Genomic DNA, 17,822 nt, shown 5'->3' on the forward strand with positions numbered 1-17,822 from the left:
TAATTGTTCTAACTACGGTTGCTATGCCGAAGCAGAACTAATAATTAATCTTCGTTTTATTATTACTGCACTATCACTTCCATGTTTCGTCCATTGAGCGTACGGGTAGTGCCATCAGGGCCGTGAACAACAACGTTGGTAATGTAGAAACGCTTGTTTCGGCTAAGGTGGCGGAACTGTTCTTTCTGCTGTGCAGAGAACTGTGAGCCATTGCTTGCCAACGGTACAGCATTACCCATGTTGTCGAAGAACACCGTGCGGAAACTTGTTACGCTGAACGGAATGTCGAGCAAGCCATCGTCGATAGCAGCATGTATGCCTGAAGCCGACATCAAAGCAGCCTTCGACAATGCACCACTCTTGAAACGGTCAGCCCCCATGGCAATGTAAGGAGCTGGGTCAGGCAACTTGCGCACACGGAACTTGTACTCTCCTATCTTTCTTCCCTTCGCTGAGACAGATATGGTTACAGGATTTCCGACTGACGTTGGACGTGCAATAAACTTACCACCGCCACGAGAAACTAAGGAGCCACCCGACATAGAGGCTTGAACATCGTTCTGACCTGTATTTGGAATACTGATGGTTATAGGGTTGTCGAAACCTGCGTAAAGCACATTCATCAAGTCGGCAGCTATCGTTGCCACACCTTCAAAGGCTGGTACCTGCTGCATTCCGTCAGGACTAATGTAGCGTTCAGGTTTTGGACCGCCCGTAACCCAATAGTCTTGCTTGAAGTTTCGGCGTATTACGTTGCCTGCAAGGTCTTTTATCAACATATAGCCACTGATGGTATGCTTGCCTGGTGCACCTGCTCTCAGCGTGATTTTGTTGCCTCGAATGAGTTGTCCGTTCACATAAACCTGTGGCTGTTGGGTAGAATCGACAGCACCCATCAGCATCTGTGCCGTAAGTGTTTCGCCAGGATAAAGGCGTGTCTGGCTTGGCACGACAAACGCTTGCAGCTTATTCACACGCAAATCTTTCAGCCCCACGTTGGCAACAAGGGTGTGAAGAACTTCGCCTTCAGCATAACGAATATCGCTTTGCAGTTTTGAAAGCAACGTTACGGCAGCCGATGTAGGCATATTCTCGAACATATATTCCTCCCAATTCTTGTTTAATGAATGGTGTGGAACAGCAGTTGAAAGGTTGCTTGCTATGATTTTCTTCTGCAATGGGTCGGTTACAAAATTGAGAATGCGCTCACGATAGCTGTTTATAGCATCGTAGAGCTTGTGCCCTTGTCCTGTTCCAGGTGCCAACATAACAATTCCTGCAGCTTCAAGGTTCTCTTTGTTCCTAATGTTTAATGGGTCGCCATCTTGCCCATCGGCTTCTTTTACGATGTCTATCTTTAATTGCTGCGCATAATTGAAGAGCGAATCGCTCATGTTACGCACTGTTGAAGCCATTGCAAACCATGCTTTCACCTTCTCAGGATTCTTCTGCATCATCTGCTCAAGCTCATCAAAGATGGCTTTATTCTCCATAGAAGAGTTTCCCGTAGTACGATTCAAGCTCTCCTCGACAATGGAAAAGCCGTTGAGAACCTCCGTCGAGATGTTCAACGCAAGCATTGCCATGAGGACGACGTACATCAAGTTAATCATCTTCTGGCGTGGGGAAACCTTTCTCTTTATGATTGCCATGTAATATCTTTCTATTATTATGCCGCGCGTCTGCTGTGTTTACATAACCTGTTTGCTATGTTTATATAGCCTATTTGCTATATTTTGGGACAGACGAACGCACGTTAGATTTATTCCTCTGTTGTAGGTTGCGTTGGAACGGCAGGCGATGCAACACGCATATTCACAGTCATTGCCTCTATCATTCGGGCATAAACCTTGTTGAGTTGCTCTATCTGTTGCGCCATCTTGCGGGTTTGTTCGTTTATTTGGTCGATGGTTCCAATCTGCTGACTCGCACCCTTCAACTGCATTTCGTAAACCTTGGTGATGCCCGTAAGCGTACGGTTGAGGTTTTCCATCTCCTCGCTGTCGCGTGTAAGACGTTGGCTTTGGTCGTTCACCTTACCCAACATCTCGGTCAAACTCTTCAGCGCATCAACATAATTGGTCTGTGCTTCTACCATTTCAGGCGTCTGCTGCTCGGCATTAGCAATAACTTGACTTTGCTGATTAACCACTGCAGCCGCTATTTGGTCAGCCAATGGCATAGTTTGGCGAGCTACTTCTTCGGCTGTTGCATCAGTAGCAACAACTGTTTGGCGTACAGAAGCAACGTTGCCCTTTGTATTTATGCCAACAGTTTCTATCTCCTCATCGTCCTCTTGGAAGTGTGTTGGAATTTCTTTACCGTCGTCTGTCTTGTCGAAAGGTCGGTCGAAAGCAGACAAGAAGAACACCACGACTTCTGTTCCCATACCCAAGAACAGCCAAATGTTAGCTCCTGGGAGGTGGGTGAGCTTGAACAATGCACCCAAAATAACGATTGAGGCACCCCAACTATAACCATAGTTCAGGAAAGTCTGTCCCGGAACGGTATCAATCCACTTCTGCAGACGATATATAATGTTGTATTTGCTGTATCGTGTCATTACTTTCTATTCTTTTTTCTTTTCTTACTACTTTTCTTTGCCTCTTTTGCTGCCTCGCTCGAAGAGCTTGCCAAGCTACGCACACAACGGAAACCGATGTAGCTGCGTGGCTGATTTTGGTATTCCCAAGTACGCCATGCGCTGCGAATGTAGCTTTCAGGGTCTTTCCAACTACCGCCACGCACACTCTTTTTCTTCAGTCGGTAGGGGTCTTCCTTAGCCGCCTTGTACTCCAACTGTGGGTTCAAGTCGTTCATAGACTTTACTCCTGCCTCGGTGTAAACGGTGCTTGTCCATTCGGCTACATTGCCCGCCATATCGTAAAGACCATTCGAATTGGCACTGTAAATACCTGTTCTGCTGGTTATAAGGTTGCCGTCCTTGGTATAGTTGCCTCGGTCGGGCTTAAAGTTAGCATAGAAGCAGCCGTTTCCGCTCTTCACATCTTGGTTCTCCCAAGGGAACTCGTCCTGATTCTTTCCACGTGCAGCGTATTCCCATTCTGCTTCGGTCGGCAAGCGATAGCGTTGAACAAAACGTGCCTCCCTGCCTAAACCTTTCAGCAAATAATCGGTACGCCAAGCGCAGAAAGCATTGGCTTGTTCCCATGTAACGCCCACAACAGGATAGCTATTATAGGTGGCGTTGCTGAAATAATTGCGCAAATAGGTTTCGTTATCAGAGTTACGGAAGTCGTTCACCCAACAAGTTGTATCGGGATATATATTTACAATATAGGTATTCAAGAAGTCCCAAGGGCCTGACAATGGGCGATTGATGGTTTCTTGATGTATATTACCCTCATCGTCGATGTAGGCAGTATCCTTTGAAATCATCACAACCTCTTCTGGGTCTACCTCTATATCGGTGTTCAAATTGCGCTCTGCTGGATTCAAACGGTTGCGACGAAGTGCAGCCGTAGTATAGTCATAGATTTCGTAACGATAGTTCAACTGCTTGGCATCAAGACTCTTCTCGCCCGTAACAGGGTTTGTTGTATACAAACTCTCGAAAGCTCGCTGCTCGTCCTCGTTGGGTTTACGTGGTAATCGTTTGTTCCAATCCAAGTGCGGAGTAACAGGATTGCCACTCTTATCTTCGGTTATCATATAGGTTTCGTCGCCTCCGTACGCTGGATCGGCAAGGCGTGTGCGAAGGATAGAGTCGCGTACCCATTCTACAAATTGTTTATATTCAGAGTTCGTAACTTCTGTTTCGTCCATCCAGAAACCGTCTACCGAGATGTCTTTTACCGGTGTGTTCTTGCCCCAAAGGCTATCTTGGTCTGAAAGACCCATTTTCAGCCAACCTCTCTTTACCAAGGTCATACCGTAAGGAGTAGGCTCGCGGAAAGGTTTACCGCCGCCAACGCCAGTTACTTCGCCTCCCCTGCCCGACATTGAAGCCGATTTCCCAGCAAAACAGCCAGAGAGTGTGCCAAGCATAACAATGCCAAGGCAAAGAACTAATATATTTTTTTTCATCTTCATATTTTGTTTCTATAGAAATCTTACGCTTTTATGTTTGTTCCGTCCTTTCTTCTGCAGGTTTATATCAGTTTGATAACTCACCATCAACTCGTGGCTTCCATTGCCCACGTCGGCTGTACCTGTGTACATTTCGTAACTGTAGCCAACGTTGATGTTGTGGAAACTTCCTCCGACGTATGCCGTTACAGAGTTTTTTGGACTGTAAGACACACCACCGTACAGCACTTTCTTCTCGTTTGTATAGACCAGTCGTGCAGTCATATCTGCCCGATAACCGTTACCGTCGTAACGTGCCATAACAGAGGTTGGTATAGTAAGAAACGGATTTCTTAGTTTTATATTGTATCCACCTGTCAAATAATAGGTTTTATCTATTTGCAGTTCGTTCTTCTCGCCCAATTCTACAAGGGGCGCATTCAGATGCTGCACAGATGCACCAACATACCAATTATTGCGTATATAGTAAAGTCCGACGCCCAAATCTATGCTCTGTCCGTTCACTTCGGCGCGTGCAAAGGCAGGGTCGTTGGCATCTTCTGGGTCAAGCTTAGAACCGTTGAACTTCTCCAATAGCAGTCCTAACTGAACGCCAGCTGCCAACATTCCGCCAAAAAGATTCTTGCGGAAAGCGTACTGTCCAGCGATGCGCTGATGCGTAAAAAGTCCGATTTGGTCGTTCAGAATCGACACGCCCGCACCGTGGTATTGCCTCATGAAATAGAGCGGCATACTGGCACCGACGTACATTACACGCGGATTGTTCTTGTAGCCTGCAAAGTCCAAGGCGTATGCTCCAACAACATTGAGATGATTTTCCTTTCCCACGGAAGCAGGGTTGTAGTAAGGTTCCATTTCCCAATAATGACTGAAAGACACGTCGTACTGCGCCAATGCGGTGGCACTGACGAGCACATACAGGCTGATTATGGATATTAAGCGTTTAAACACGTATGTATAACGACTGTTTGTGTGTATTATTGCATTAATCGCTAAAATAAGATTGCAAAAGAAAATAAACAAAAACAACTCACCAAGGGCATTGCAATGGTGAGTTGTCCGCATTATTTTAAATTCAATAACTTAATATTCATCTTCGTTCCACAAGAAGTCGTCCTTAGAAGGATAGTCGGGCCAGATGTCTTCAATGCTATCGTAAACATCGCCTTCGTCTTCAATTTCCTGAAGGTTTTCCAATACTTCTAATGGCGAACCTGAACGAATTGCGTAGTCGATAAGCTCTTCTTTAGTTGCTGGCCATGGTGCGTCTTCCAGCTTCGATGCTAATTCCAGTGTCCAATACATAGGCTTAAAATATTTGCTTTAGTTTATTTTGCGTGCAAAAATACTATTTTATTTCTTATTTGCAAGGATTTTGCCATATTTTTTCATCTACTTTCTCGATATTGTTTAAATAACGTGAAAGCACGAAGAAGTAGTCCGACAAGCGGTTTACATACGCCATCAGATTCCTGTCTACCTCTGAACTCTCGTCTAAAGCTATGATAAGACGCTCGGCACGCCTACAAACCGTGCGGCAAACATGGGCGGTTGAAGCCGAACGACTGCCACCGGGAATAACGAAACTCTTCAGTTCGGGAATGGCAGATTGCATTCTGTCGATGGCTTTTTCTACGTGTTCGATGAGCACATCGGCAACTACCGACTCTTTTATCTCCTTTTTAAAACTCTCGCCCATAGCCAAATTGCAGCCAACATTGAAGAGTACGTTCTGTATTTCGGCTAAAAGGTCGGCGGTTTCCTTTTCGTCTACATAGGTTGCAAGTAATCCGATAAACGAGTTCAGCTCGTCTACCGTTCCATAGGATTCAATGCGAATATCGCTCTTCTTTACTCTTGTTCCTCCTATCAGACTGGTTGTTCCCTTGTCGCCTGTCTTTGTGTACACTTTGCTCATTGCGCTTTGTTTATTAGAAATTTATTATATAGTTTTGTTTAGGTCGCTTGTCGAAAAAGGCTATGCCTATATGATATAGGTCGAACGAGAAACTCACGCGCTCGTCGTCCAGTATTTGCTGCCAAAATGCCCGTGTTTCTGCATTACGCTTTATGTCGTCTACGATAACGAAACTTTCCGCATTGATGCTTGTCCGCAACCTTTCGTAAAACGTTTGGCAGTGATCGCCGACCGTCAGGAAATATATGGCAAACTCGTCAGATGCAGTGCCTTCGCCCTCCTCGCCTAACGTTTTCGCCTCTTCCACCAATGTTTTCTCGCACGCAGCCTTGATGTAGCTTTCGTAAGCAGGCAACTTCGTGGGATAGAAGCAAAACCTATCGGCTTCGGCAAAGCGATTTATCCGATACAACAGTCGTGCTTTCTTGCGCTCTACTGCCGTCAGGGTGTTGCCCACTCGCTTCAGTTCAGCATAAATGGGATAGGGAGTGTGGTCGTTTATCACCTTCCTATCAAACGAAAAAGCCGATGGCGACTGAATGCCAAACCCCTGAATATGCTTCATTCGTTGCAGCCACACCACCAAAGCCTTTATCTTATATGGTAAAATATTTCGTTGTGTCATTACAATAGCAATGCAAACTTACACAAAAAATAATGAAAACAGAAAAGTTAAACTGCTTTTTTGTGAAAGACTAACAATTCGAGCGGTTGCTTCTGAATATTGATAAAATGGAGTTTAGAATTGGTTCAACAGAATATTATCAGAGGAAACGCTTTCTATCTCGTTACTTATGGCGGGAACTAAAATACACGAAAAAGAGCGTATTGTAGATGAATCATACCCCTACGAAACAGCAGCAGTTTTTGGATAAAACCGCCTCCATTTTGTAAATATAATTCGTTAGAAAAATGATAATTTCGATTTGGCATTGCGAAAGCGGCTCTTTTGCAACGCAAAACATACGCTTTTACCGTGCAAAACCTACGCTTTTGGAACGCCAAACAATAGGTTTTGCAACACGCTGATAAATAATAAGTTACACAACAAATATTCTTGCAAAAAATATTTACACCATTATCATCTTCTTTTCACCAATTTTCAAGAGTTCCAAAGCCTATCGTATCCTTCGTGCAAATGCAACTCGTGCTAAATTTTCCAATGCAGTTGCACTTCCACATCGGTCAGTTCTGAACGGTTCACTTGCTGCAAGCCCGACGAAATATGCTTGCGGTCGAAATAGTGTGTAGTACCTACCTTCAGCAATACAGACAGTTTCTTGCGCAAATTGGCACGGGCAAACACCGACCAACGAATACCCTCGCCATAGAAAGCAGGGAAACTAAAGCTGTAAAGCATACTGCGTTCGTAGATATACAGGCGAGAAGCGAAGTCGGCAGTGTGGAAATAACCGATATTTGCTGAGGTTTGAAGCCACGAAAGAGGTTGCCAAGCAACAAATTCGCTTAGCATATAGCCGAAACTACTGCTTTTATGGTGGTTGTAGGCAAGGTCTGCCTGCGTTTTGCAATCCCAGTTCAACCCCGAATAGGTGAATGCAAAACATGCTCGCTGCGTATGTTCATTGATTAATTTTGTGTGGTCGGCATTGTCTTTTTGCCGAATTTTAAGTCGATAACGAGCTAAAAACGAAAGGTTTCCGCGGGTGTAAACAGCCGAAATATAGTTGTCCCACGCACTGCTTGCTGCCGATGCCCGATAGCGTGGCTTACGAAAATAGGCGTAGTCGGTATAAGCCGCAAGGGTGAGGAAGCGGTTTACAGTCCAATTCGCACCTATCAGCATACCCATCTCGTTGCGCATCTGTCCGCCCTCGCTGAAAGCATTGGCGTGGAGTGCCCAATACCGAGAACCGTAATATCGCTGAATGGCAGTCAGCGACAACCGTTTTGAGGGCTGAAACGACACACTGTTTAAAGTGGCAACAGCTCCGTTGCCTCCCATTGCCGTTTCGCCGTTCGCACTCCATCGTGGATTCACGTAGCCGTAATTCACGCCCACATTCCAGAAATCGTAGCCCTGTGGATAATCGGCACGGTAGATTTGCGCAGTATTGGGCATCAGTGGGCGGTCGAAATGTGTGTACAGTGCCGTCAGACCTGCACGAAAACCATAGTTTCCCCATTGCAAATTGCCACCGAAAGTTGTTTGCGAAATGTTGTTTTTCTTCTCCATCTCGGTGGGCGTGCGGTGATAACCCGACTTCAGCAGCGTGCGGATTGTGCCATCGTCGTTAAGTATAGCATCGTTCTTGCGGTAAGATGCAAACGCCGACAAGTCGATATGGCGTGTCAAAGCCACTGTTGCAGCCCCGCCTTGCAGATAATTGGCTTGAGAACGCGATGAGTGTGGACGAACAGCCGTGTAGGAACGCCCTTGCGAAAGAAGGCTCATTGTTTTGCCAAAACTGAAATCGTTGTTGATAACAAGACCCTGCCCGAACCGTACCTTATAGCGTCCTGCAACGGCAGACTTTATACGTCCCAACTTGCGCACCGCTACATAAAAGCTGTAATGGTCGTAACCAAGCGTGTTTCGGTTGGCAAAGAAAGGCTCGCCAGCATCTTGTGCTCCGACAAGACCAACTTGAAAATAGTCGGAATAAGAAAATTTATAGCGCAACGAGTGCGTATAAGGGTAGCCCAAGTAGCCGTTTTTATCGCCTTTCCGCTCGTAAAAAGGTACTTTCATCGTAAGGGTAACATCGTGTTTTCCACGTTTTAAAATCGTAGCAAGCGTAGGAAAATGCCGCTGTTCGTCTACTTTTATTGTTACAAAATAGCTCAGCAGCTCGCTCCTTGCAGCATCGAGCGACTCTATCATCAGCAGTTCGCCCACCGACCGCATACCACGATACTGATAAATATAAGCCAAAATGTCTTCCACCTGTGTAGCCGTAAGAAACGGAAGCTGCTCCAACTCCTCGCGTGTTGCCTTATTCAAGTCAATGGAGTGCTCGGCCAAGCTGCACAGCAAATCGTAATTTTCCTCATTCATCAGTCCCTCCTGCTCCTCCGTAACCATCAACTCGTCATACAGCCGCTGCCAATCGCGCTGCTCTTGCGCATTCACAACAAAGAAAAACAAGGCAAACACACACACCAAAACACAGTTTCTCATTTCATAAAAGTAAAAGATTATTATGTTCAACACCTACGCGCCATCAAGCAAATAATGGATATTACTGCACAAAAGTACACGATATGGCTCCGCCTGCTAATTATCGACTTCCCCTACTCTATGTTTTTAACTTGGTAACTTTCAGAACCAGGCTTAATCGAAAGCATAGATTTCTGCATTATAGTTTAGTTCTCTAATAAAGTCTAATCCCCTATTAACACAAAAACCATATTTGTATACCAGTAATGTGAAAATATGGCAGTACTCATTATATATATTGGTAGCAAATATTCCTGCATCATCTGTACCAAGCACAATGGGAGGAATGGCTTTTCCTTCGTCTTCCCATTTGAGCCAATTATACAGATGGTAGGTACAAAATTGGCGATGATTTCCAATAAGTACATTGCTTGTAGGTAGTGTTTCTATCACAATTTCTTTCTTGTGCATCAACTTTAGTATCGCTAATTGTGCTTCATGCAAGGCAGCTTCATCAAGAACTTCATAGATGTCTACCTCTATTTTCTCATTATACTTCTTAACGCAATTTTTCTTGTGATATTCTTTCAATAAAGGGTACTCTATTAATTTATTTTGCTTGTCCAACTCTACAATATCAAGCTGCCGGTTTTTCCATGCAGATATATAAGCCTCAATATTCTCATTACCTGGATATATTTCCCCCGCAAGTTGCATAACACGCATTGAAATCTGTGGCATAAGTGGTCGTAAAGCACTTCCCTCCTCAGTACTAGCCAAATAATATGCAAAAAGGAGATCGTCCATATATGCACCTTTAGGAACAATAATCTTATCGCCAACATTTTTATGCCAAACTTTAGGACTTACACCAGCAGCTGTTGCATGTCCTATTCTGTCTCCTCGTTGTAGATCTAAGAAATCTATGGCTTCGTATATGGCGCGCAGTCCACCAAGCAAGTGGTAGAAGTCCTCTCCTGCATGATACGTGAAATGCCGAAATCCTTTTTCACGGAATCTCCTAAAAACAGGTGCAAAAACTTCAGGTGGAGTATCAAACTCGCTTGCGGCAGCATCAATACCAACAATGGATTTCCCATTCTTACTTCCACTCATACACATTGACATTAGCACTTCACCTCTTTTTTTCATGTCGGCACGCAATGCCTGAAAGCGAATATCCCCCTTTTGTTTATCTTTCTTCTTTATAAAGTGTGCAACAAGGCGAAGTTCTGAGTTGGAAATCTCTAAGTTCTTTTGTGCTGTATTCAGCTTTTCCCAGCCTCTTCGTATTTTATCTATCAAGTTATTGTTTTTATCCTTTGTATCTTTAGGAGAAAATCTTCCTTCAATAGTTCTAAGGTTATTAAGTTCATTTCCTGCCAACTGAAAAAAACGTTGTTCGTATTCTTGTTCACTGAAGTCTCGCAACTTATTCGAAGTGTACTTTTGAAATTGCTCAAAACCAAAACATTCTGGTTGCTGTACAAGTATAGAATTAGTAAGACCCAAAATGAGAAGATAGTGATGAAATTTCTTTGCCACCTCTTCGTTAGCAGGATATAAACACAAGTAGTGAAGGACAGTAATATAGAAAATACTTTCCGATTGGCGAGTAAAATCCATAAAAATAGGAATTTTCTTCCATAACTCATAGAAAAGTTCCTCTCTGAGTTTAATCGCTTTCTCTATCAGTTCTTTAAATCTATCTGGGCGTGACCAATTATCAAACTGTTCATATTGTTCCTTAACTAATTCCTCTTTTTCAGCACAATACATCTCGTAAATAACATTGTCAGGATGGTTCAGAACATCAAGCCAAACCGAATCGGTTTCTATAGTTCCATTTAGATGGATATGAAGATCGCAGAAGCCATTATACTTCCTTTTTAAATCTTCCATCTGCCGAATATATGGTGACACAAAACTCGTATAACGCAAATTGGGTGCTATAGACTGGTTATAGAAAGAGCTCGATGTAAGTTCCAGACTTGAGAATTGACCCTTTTTGAAAATATAAGCACAAACCAACAACATAGGAGGTATATATGCTATCAGATATTGCCATTCATTAAACTTTTCAGCTTTGACGTACACTCGATTATATCGGTACTCTAAGAAAGCATCTGCAAGTTCAGTAAGACCTATCGTGAAAATTTGACTTTTCTCTTCTATGTTCTGAAATGAATAGTATGCATCAAGCCTTAGATAATGGTCAGGAATCGTTGTATCATGTTTTCGTGCAATTAGCATCAAACGACGCCTAATATCACCGACACTAACCTCCCCTCCTTCTTGATACGAAGAAAGGGAAAGTAAGTCTGTCAGTAGATACGCAAAATATGAATGGTATTTCATTGCTTAATTATCATTCTTGATTATCATTTTCTACTCAACCAAAATATCTTTCTTTAAATAAATCTATGAGTTTCTTTGTTACTCCCTCAGCTATTGATTTAATTTTAATATAAGGATTTTTAAGTAACCAACTTCTTACTTTTCTTGTATCGTTATTTTGAATAAATTTTGCAAATTCTTGAACTGGAATTTTATTAAAGATATTGTCGAATTCTCTTTCATAATTATCACCATTTATTTCAAGTTTTTTATTAATTGCATTTTTTTTATCTCGCACTTTTAAGTTTACTTCCTCTAGAACATTGTATAAAAGGAAAGAATCCATAATATTTAACGAAAAAGCCTTCTTGATAGCTTCTAATACATTCGCTTGTAAAAAGCAATAAAGTAATGGACAGGAAATAAGCCATCGAGTCAGTTGGAGTTTTTTCCCATCCTCATCCTTTATCTTAGACAAATTATTCTCAAAGATATCTGTTTTTCTTGTAGGATTATTATTACTCATTCCTGTTACATCTAAGTTCTCTTTTGCTTCTTCCACCAAGCATGCATTTAGAAATAGTATAACAGCTTGTTGCATACTATAGCTAAGTTTTTCAGAATACACAACGCTCTTTATAGCAGAAGTAAACCGAGTCATAATGCGACCAAGTAGATAAGGTGGAAATGTAGAGGTATTTCCTTCTTCTTTTATAGACACTCTCCACTTTTCCAAAGCATCAACTAACTGTTTGATTTCACTACTTGATTCAAATATATCTTCATTCTCCACACTATCTTCTTTTTTTACCTTTATTTCGAGAACTTGCGACAATTCTTCATTCTCCTCTATATCTTCTTCTGGATTTTTAATTTTCCCTTGTAGCGTTGAAGGCATCGGATAGATTCTGTGTAGACTCATATCTTTTAAACAACGTTTAATATCATCCCTCTCCTTTCCCCATCGTGTTAAATAACATATTGTTGACAACAAGATAGGTACAGAGTAATACAATTCTGTACTTTGCTTCTTACTACTGCTTAAAGAAAATAATGGCAATAATGCTAATACTTTTTGAGCCATATTTACAGTATCTCTTTTTAGAACACTATCTAATAAGTTTTCTATTTCATCTTGACCTTTCTTAGACTTTGAACCTAAGCCCTTTATTCGAATCAATTCTGGCATATTTAAACCGTTTGCCTTACCTACAGCAATCATCAGTGCAACAATATTCTTTATAGACATGTCTTGCTGCATTCCTGCATAGGACAGCATCAAATTAAAGCTTCCCTTTTCCAATGAAATATTAAAAGCTCTTGCATAACCAACCCTCAGCATATAGCCAAGTAAGATCCATGGGTGTACCTTAGCTTGGTTAACAAATATAGTCGTAAGTCCCATAAAACACCCATTAGCATCATGATCTTCAGTATTGGGTATCAATAAATACGAATGTGAGAAAAAATTATTCTTTGATAAGTATTGTACAATGTTGGTTATTGCTAAAGTTTCACTCTTAATAGCTGCGTCTACATCTATCTTTGCAGCCATCATTCGAGAAACAAATGCATCTATTTGGCTATAGACACCATTGTTTCCCAAATTTGAAAGTATACTAATCTGACTTCGTATAGACAACCCTAGAAGATACTCCATAAATTGTTTTTTTGTATTATTGATACCCAAGAGACTCAATTTCTCAGTATACTTATCTTCTATTTGAATTTCTTCACATTGGTCTTCCTTTGTATTCTTGAAATAATAGGAAACGTCATATTGTTGCTTGGATTCTTGTAACGACATCAAATGAATTCGATTTTCTGGCTTGAGTATCTTTAACAAATACTGTCCCTCTAATTGATTTACTTGTTTGAAGAAATCGAACCTATCAAATTTTCTCAATTCACTGAGTTGTTTCCATTGATGTAATCGAACATTGTATGAATAAAGTGTCAGATTGCCACTTAATAGGATAATCAACTTAGGCGTTGTCAGATACTTTCGAATAATTTCAAGCACTGGCCAACCTTTTGACATATTCACATCAATATCGTCGAAAGCTAGAACAAAAAAGTCCTTACCTATAATTTCCAATGCCAAGTCTACTAATTTATGGAAATTATCTTCAAGATTATATGCAGCAGATACACTCTCTAAACCACGATCTATAATATAGTTATCGTCATCCCAATTCTCATAAAGTTTTGTATCTATTTTTTCAAGTGTGGGCAACCCCTTTGCTAACTTACTCAAATTCTTCTTCCAATCACGTTTATAACAACATATAAAACTTGACGAACAGCTTTCCATCTTCTCTATTTTATCAGTTACCTTTTTATTGATTAATGACAAAACAACCAAGAAGACGTGTTCTTTTTCTTCCATTTGTGTTGGGTCGATAATTCCCAATATTTCCTCTTTCTCCTTTTTAGCATTTATATATTTAAGAATATTAAGGATAAACGTGGTCTTCCCCGAACCTCTTCCTCCAAAAATAGAAATTGTATTATATTGGTGTAATATACCTAATTTAGGTTTAGGTTTTTCTCCTTCCTTATCATTGTCTTTTTTTGGGGGGGGGATTCGGGTAATTTGGGTAATTTGATTGTCAATAAGTTTTGTAACACGATCGTACTCGACAATGTGTATGTTCTGGTTCTTATCAAAGTCATGAGCATACTTACTTTCTTCTAAGACAATTGTAACTTTCTTTCCTTCCATATTTCAATGTTAGTTATTTAATATTAGATAATATTTAGTGTGCGACTAAAAACAACCAATTTAAATAAAAGTATATTTACAAAATGGTTATAGATGTATAGATTACTACTTTTAACACTTATTCTTTATCAATTGCAAAGATAGTGTTTTTTATGTAATTATAATAAAATAATCAAAGAAATATTACTACTCATTTTTTTGGGGGTGTAAGAAAGTAGGGTACTGTCCTATAGAAGTGTGTAAGTTCCATTGTTTCTTATCTTTGTATTTGAAAACTATAAAAGAAACAATGGAACTTACACACTTCTATAGGACAGTACCAAGAATTGCATCAGCTTATATGAGCAGAGGTTATGAAAGAAAAAGTCCTCCTAATTAAATAACAAGAGCATTTCTAAAAAAATGCACTCGCCCTATTCCATATTCGATGAAAGGGCTCCATCTTACCTTACACCAGCTTTCGCTGAAACCCATATATACGCACGAAGCCCCGACCACTCATCGCAGTCGGGGCTTCAATACAAAAAAAGGCAGCTACCTACTCTCCCACATTGCATTGCAGTACCATCGGCGCAATCGGGCTTAACTTCTCTGTTCGGAATGGGAAGAGGTGGAACCCCGACGCAATAACCACCTGATAAAAACCATCAGTGTGCTCCTCAGCACACAGTAAGGGTGACCATGCCACAAGCAAGGATATGTAAAACAAGCCATACAAGACACGCGTACAGCAAAAAGAATAAACACCGGAATGAAAGCTTCGGGCAATTAGTAGTGCTCGGCTTTGACATCGCTGTCTTTACACCTGCACCCTATCAACGTCATCGTCTGTGACGACCCTAATGAGGAGTTCTAATCTTGCGGAAGGCTTCGCACTTAGATGCTTTCAGCGCTTATCCATACCAGACTCAGATACCCAGCGGTGCACCTGGCGGCACAACTGGCAAACCGGAGGTCTGTCCACCACGGTCCTCTCGTACTAGTGGCGGAACCACGCAAAACTCCAACGCCCACGATAGATAGAGACCGAACTGTCTCACGACGTTCTGAACCCAGCTCGCGTGCCACTTTAATGGGCGAACAGCCCAACCCTTGGGACCTTCTCCAGCCCCAGGATGTGACGAGCCGACATCGAGGTGCCAAACCACCCCGTCGATATGAGCTCTTGGGGGGGATCAGCCTGTTATCCCCGGAGTACCTTTTATCCTTTGAGCGATGCAGTTTCCATACACTTGCACCGGATCACTATGCCCCAGTTTCCTGCCTGCTCGGCATGTCTGCCTCCCAGTCAAGCGCCCTTATGCCATTACACTCTGTGAGGTCGGTTACCAATCGACCCGAGGGCACCTTTGGAAGCCTCCGTTACGCTTTTGGAGGCGACCACCCCAGTCAAACTACCCACCAAGCAATGTCCGCGCAACAAGCGCGTTAGACCTCAGACAGCCAAAGGGCCGTATTTCAAGGATGGCTCCACGCACACTGGCGTGCGCGCCTCAAAGCCTCCGGCCTATCCTACACATCGGATGACCAAGGTCAATGCTAAGCTGTAGTAAAGGTTCACGGGGTCTTTTCGTCCCATCGCGGGTAATCGGCATCTTCACCGATACTACAATTTCACTGAGATCATGATTGAGACAGCGTCCGGATCATTACACCATTCGTGCAGGTCGGAACTTACCCGACAAGGAATTTCGCTACCTTAGGACCGTTATAGTTACGGCCGCCGTTTACTGGGGCTTCAATTCAAGCCTTCGACAAAAGTCTGAGCTCTCCTCTTAACCTTCCAGCACCGGGCAGGTGTCAGGCTGTATACATCATCTCTCGAGTTGGCACAGCCCTGTGTTTTTGTTAAACAGTTGCCTGGACCTATTCTCTGCGCCTCGTAAAAAACGAGGACCCCTTATCCCGAAGTTACGGGGTCAGTTTGCCTAGTTCCTTAACCATGAATCTCTCAACGCCTTAGTATGTTCTACCCGACTACGTGTGTCCGTTTGCGGTACGGGTTGCCCAAACATTGAGCTTAGCGGATTTTCTTGGAAGTATGATTACCTGTGCTATCGGTTCGCCCCGAGGGGAAAACCGTACTATCGGCCATCAGCTCAGGGTGTGGATTTGCCTGCACCCATCATAGCCTAAAGCCTTCAACGCCCATATCCGTAAGGGCGCGACAGTGTCACTGCTCCGTCTCCACATCGCTGAATGGGCAAGTCACGGAATATTGACCGTGTCTGCCATCGCCATCGCCGTTCGGCTGAGACTTAGGACCCGACTAACCCCGGGATGATTGGCATCGCCCGGGAAACCTTAGTCTTACGGCGAGGGGGAATCTTACCCCCTTTATCGTTACTTATACCTACATTTGCTTTTCCATACGCTCCAGGATCAATCACCATCACCATTCAACGCATATGGAATGCTCCCCTACCGATACTTTTAATATACATTGCTATCCCGCGCCTTCGGTATCTGACTTCATACCCGATTATTATCCACGCCCGGACCCTCGACTAGTGAGCTGTTACGCACTCTTTGAATGAATGGCTGCTTCCAAGCCAACATCCTAGCTGTCACCGGGACCAGACTTCGTTAGACTAACTTAGACAGAATTTGGGGACCTTAGACGACGGTCAGGATTCTTCTCCTCTCGGGGACGGACCTTAGCACCCGCCCCCTTACTGCACGACTACGGTCCGTGAGCATTCGGAGTTCGTCAGGTCTCGATAGGCGGTGAAGCCCTCTTGACCTATCGGTCGCTCTACCTCTCACGGAGAACATCGCACGCGGCACCTAAATGCCTTTCGGGGAGTACGAGCTATCTCCAAGTTTGATTGGCCTTTCACTCCTACACTCAACTCATCGGGAAGCTTTTCAACGCTTATCCGTGCGGTCCTCCATTCCGTGTTACCGGAACTTCAACCTGGTCAAGTGTAGATCACTTGGTTTCGCGTCTACCCCACCCAACTGAACGCCCTGTTCAGGCTCGCTTTCACTGCGGATACGGGGCTGAACCCCTTAACCTCGCTGGGCATGGTAACTCGTAGGTTCATTATGCAAAAGGCACGCCGTCACATAAAAAAATATGCTCCGACCGCTTGTAGGCGTATGGTTTCAGGAACTATTTCACTCTCCTAATAGGAGTGCTTTTCACCTTTCCCTCACGGTACTAACTTCACTATCGGTCTCACGGGAGTATTTAGCCTTACCGGATGGGCCCGGCAGATTCACGCAGAATTACTCGTGTTCCGCGCTACTCAGGATGACACTACGCCTCATCATGCTTCGGATACGGGACTGTCACCCGCTACGGTCGAACTTTCCAGAACGTTCTCCTCACAATCAGAGTACGACAACGTGGTCCTACAACCCCCACGGCGCATTGCCACGTCGTGGGTTTGGGCTGTTCCCCGTTCGCTCGCCACTACTGGGGGAATCATTAAGTTATTTTCTTTTCCTGCAGGTACTAAGATGTTTCAGTTCCCTGCGTTAGCCTCCTGAACGAAAATCAGGATAGCACTCCTTCAGAGTGCTGGGTTGTCCCATTCGGAAATCCCCGGATCAAAGGTCATTTGCACCTACCCGGAGCTTATCGCAGCTTATCACGTCCTTCATCGCCTCCGTGAGCCTAGGCATCCGCCATACGCCCTTAGTTACTTTCTATTCGCCAAGTGGCA

Annotated in this window: 10 protein-coding genes and 2 rRNA genes; all 12 read right to left on the reverse strand. The window is 43.2% G+C overall.

The window, feature by feature from the left end; translation table 11 throughout:
• Positions 1-62: 62 nt before the first annotated feature.
• Positions 63-1,652, reverse strand: coding sequence for a type IX secretion system motor protein PorM/GldM (gene porM, locus BWX39_RS00225; protein ID WP_014709418.1), 1,590 nt, complete (start codon positions 1,650-1,652; stop codon positions 63-65).
• Between the two features lie 110 nt (positions 1,653-1,762).
• The gene (porL, locus tag BWX39_RS00230; protein ID WP_014709419.1) at positions 1,763-2,563 is read right to left on the reverse strand and encodes a type IX secretion system motor protein PorL/GldL; all 801 of its coding nucleotides are present in this window, start codon (positions 2,561-2,563) and stop codon (positions 1,763-1,765) included.
• Complete coding sequence (gene porK / locus BWX39_RS00235; protein WP_014709420.1) at positions 2,563-4,053, reverse strand: T9SS ring complex lipoprotein PorK/GldK; 1,491 nt, start codon at positions 4,051-4,053, stop codon at positions 2,563-2,565. Before porK ends, porL begins: the two co-directional genes overlap by 1 nt.
• 9 nt (positions 4,054-4,062) lie before the next feature.
• The gene (locus BWX39_RS00240; protein ID WP_051129497.1) at positions 4,063-5,001 is read right to left on the reverse strand and encodes a PorP/SprF family type IX secretion system membrane protein; all 939 of its coding nucleotides are present in this window, start codon (positions 4,999-5,001) and stop codon (positions 4,063-4,065) included.
• 132 nt (positions 5,002-5,133) lie between these two features.
• Positions 5,134-5,355 carry a DUF2795 domain-containing protein gene (locus tag BWX39_RS00245; protein WP_024998468.1) on the reverse strand — a complete coding sequence of 74 codons (222 nt, stop codon included), beginning with the start codon at positions 5,353-5,355 and terminating at the stop codon, positions 5,134-5,136.
• Positions 5,356-5,410: 55 nt separating this feature from the next.
• The gene (locus BWX39_RS00250; protein ID WP_028905337.1) at positions 5,411-5,968 is read right to left on the reverse strand and encodes a cob(I)yrinic acid a,c-diamide adenosyltransferase; all 558 of its coding nucleotides are present in this window, start codon (positions 5,966-5,968) and stop codon (positions 5,411-5,413) included.
• Between the two features lie 13 nt (positions 5,969-5,981).
• Positions 5,982-6,593 (reverse strand): hypothetical protein, encoded by a 612-nt coding sequence (locus tag BWX39_RS00255; RefSeq protein ID WP_028905336.1) that lies wholly within the window; start codon positions 6,591-6,593, stop codon positions 5,982-5,984.
• 525 nt (positions 6,594-7,118) lie between these two features.
• Positions 7,119-9,110 carry a ComEA family DNA-binding protein gene (locus BWX39_RS00265; protein ID WP_028905335.1) on the reverse strand — a complete coding sequence of 664 codons (1,992 nt, stop codon included), beginning with the start codon at positions 9,108-9,110 and terminating at the stop codon, positions 7,119-7,121.
• A 153-nt stretch (positions 9,111-9,263) separates the two neighbouring features.
• On the reverse strand, positions 9,264-11,447 hold the full coding sequence (locus BWX39_RS00270) for an amidohydrolase family protein (protein ID WP_028905334.1): 2,184 nt from the start codon (positions 11,445-11,447) through the stop codon (positions 9,264-9,266).
• Between the two features lie 34 nt (positions 11,448-11,481).
• A complete protein-coding gene (locus tag BWX39_RS00275; protein WP_099046227.1) occupies positions 11,482-14,151 on the reverse strand; it encodes a crinivirus P26 protein in 2,670 nt (889 codons plus the stop codon).
• Positions 14,152-14,676: 525 nt separating this feature from the next.
• Positions 14,677-14,789: ribosomal RNA gene (rrf, locus tag BWX39_RS00280) — 5S ribosomal RNA — on the reverse strand.
• Positions 14,790-14,899: 110 nt separating this feature from the next.
• Positions 14,900-17,809 (reverse strand): 23S ribosomal RNA (locus BWX39_RS00285).
• Between the last annotated feature and the right edge of the window lie 13 nt (positions 17,810-17,822).

Origin of the sequence: Prevotella intermedia ATCC 25611 = DSM 20706, from assembly GCF_001953955.1 — a bacterium.
GTDB classification, from domain to species: Bacteria; Bacteroidota; Bacteroidia; order Bacteroidales; family Bacteroidaceae; genus Prevotella; species Prevotella intermedia.

What these genes read in the sequence shown, in the direction of transcription:
- BWX39_RS00250 (WP_028905337.1), bottom strand. Translation starts at nt 5,968, where the DNA reads ATGAGCAAAGTGTACACAAAGACAGGCGACAAGGGAACAACCAGTCTG.
- porK (WP_014709420.1), bottom strand. Translation starts at nt 4,053, where the DNA reads ATGAAGATGAAAAAAAATATATTAGTTCTTTGCCTTGGCATTGTTATG.
- porM (WP_014709418.1), bottom strand. Translation starts at nt 1,652, where the DNA reads ATGGCAATCATAAAGAGAAAGGTTTCCCCACGCCAGAAGATGATTAAC.
- BWX39_RS00270 (WP_028905334.1), bottom strand. Translation starts at nt 11,447, where the DNA reads ATGAAATACCATTCATATTTTGCGTATCTACTGACAGACTTACTTTCC.
- BWX39_RS00275 (WP_099046227.1), bottom strand. Translation starts at nt 14,151, where the DNA reads ATGGAAGGAAAGAAAGTTACAATTGTCTTAGAAGAAAGTAAGTATGCT.
- BWX39_RS00245 (WP_024998468.1), bottom strand. Translation starts at nt 5,355, where the DNA reads ATGTATTGGACACTGGAATTAGCATCGAAGCTGGAAGACGCACCATGG.
- BWX39_RS00265 (WP_028905335.1), bottom strand. Translation starts at nt 9,110, where the DNA reads ATGAGAAACTGTGTTTTGGTGTGTGTGTTTGCCTTGTTTTTCTTTGTT.
- porL (WP_014709419.1), bottom strand. Translation starts at nt 2,563, where the DNA reads ATGACACGATACAGCAAATACAACATTATATATCGTCTGCAGAAGTGG.
- BWX39_RS00255 (WP_028905336.1), bottom strand. Translation starts at nt 6,593, where the DNA reads ATGACACAACGAAATATTTTACCATATAAGATAAAGGCTTTGGTGGTG.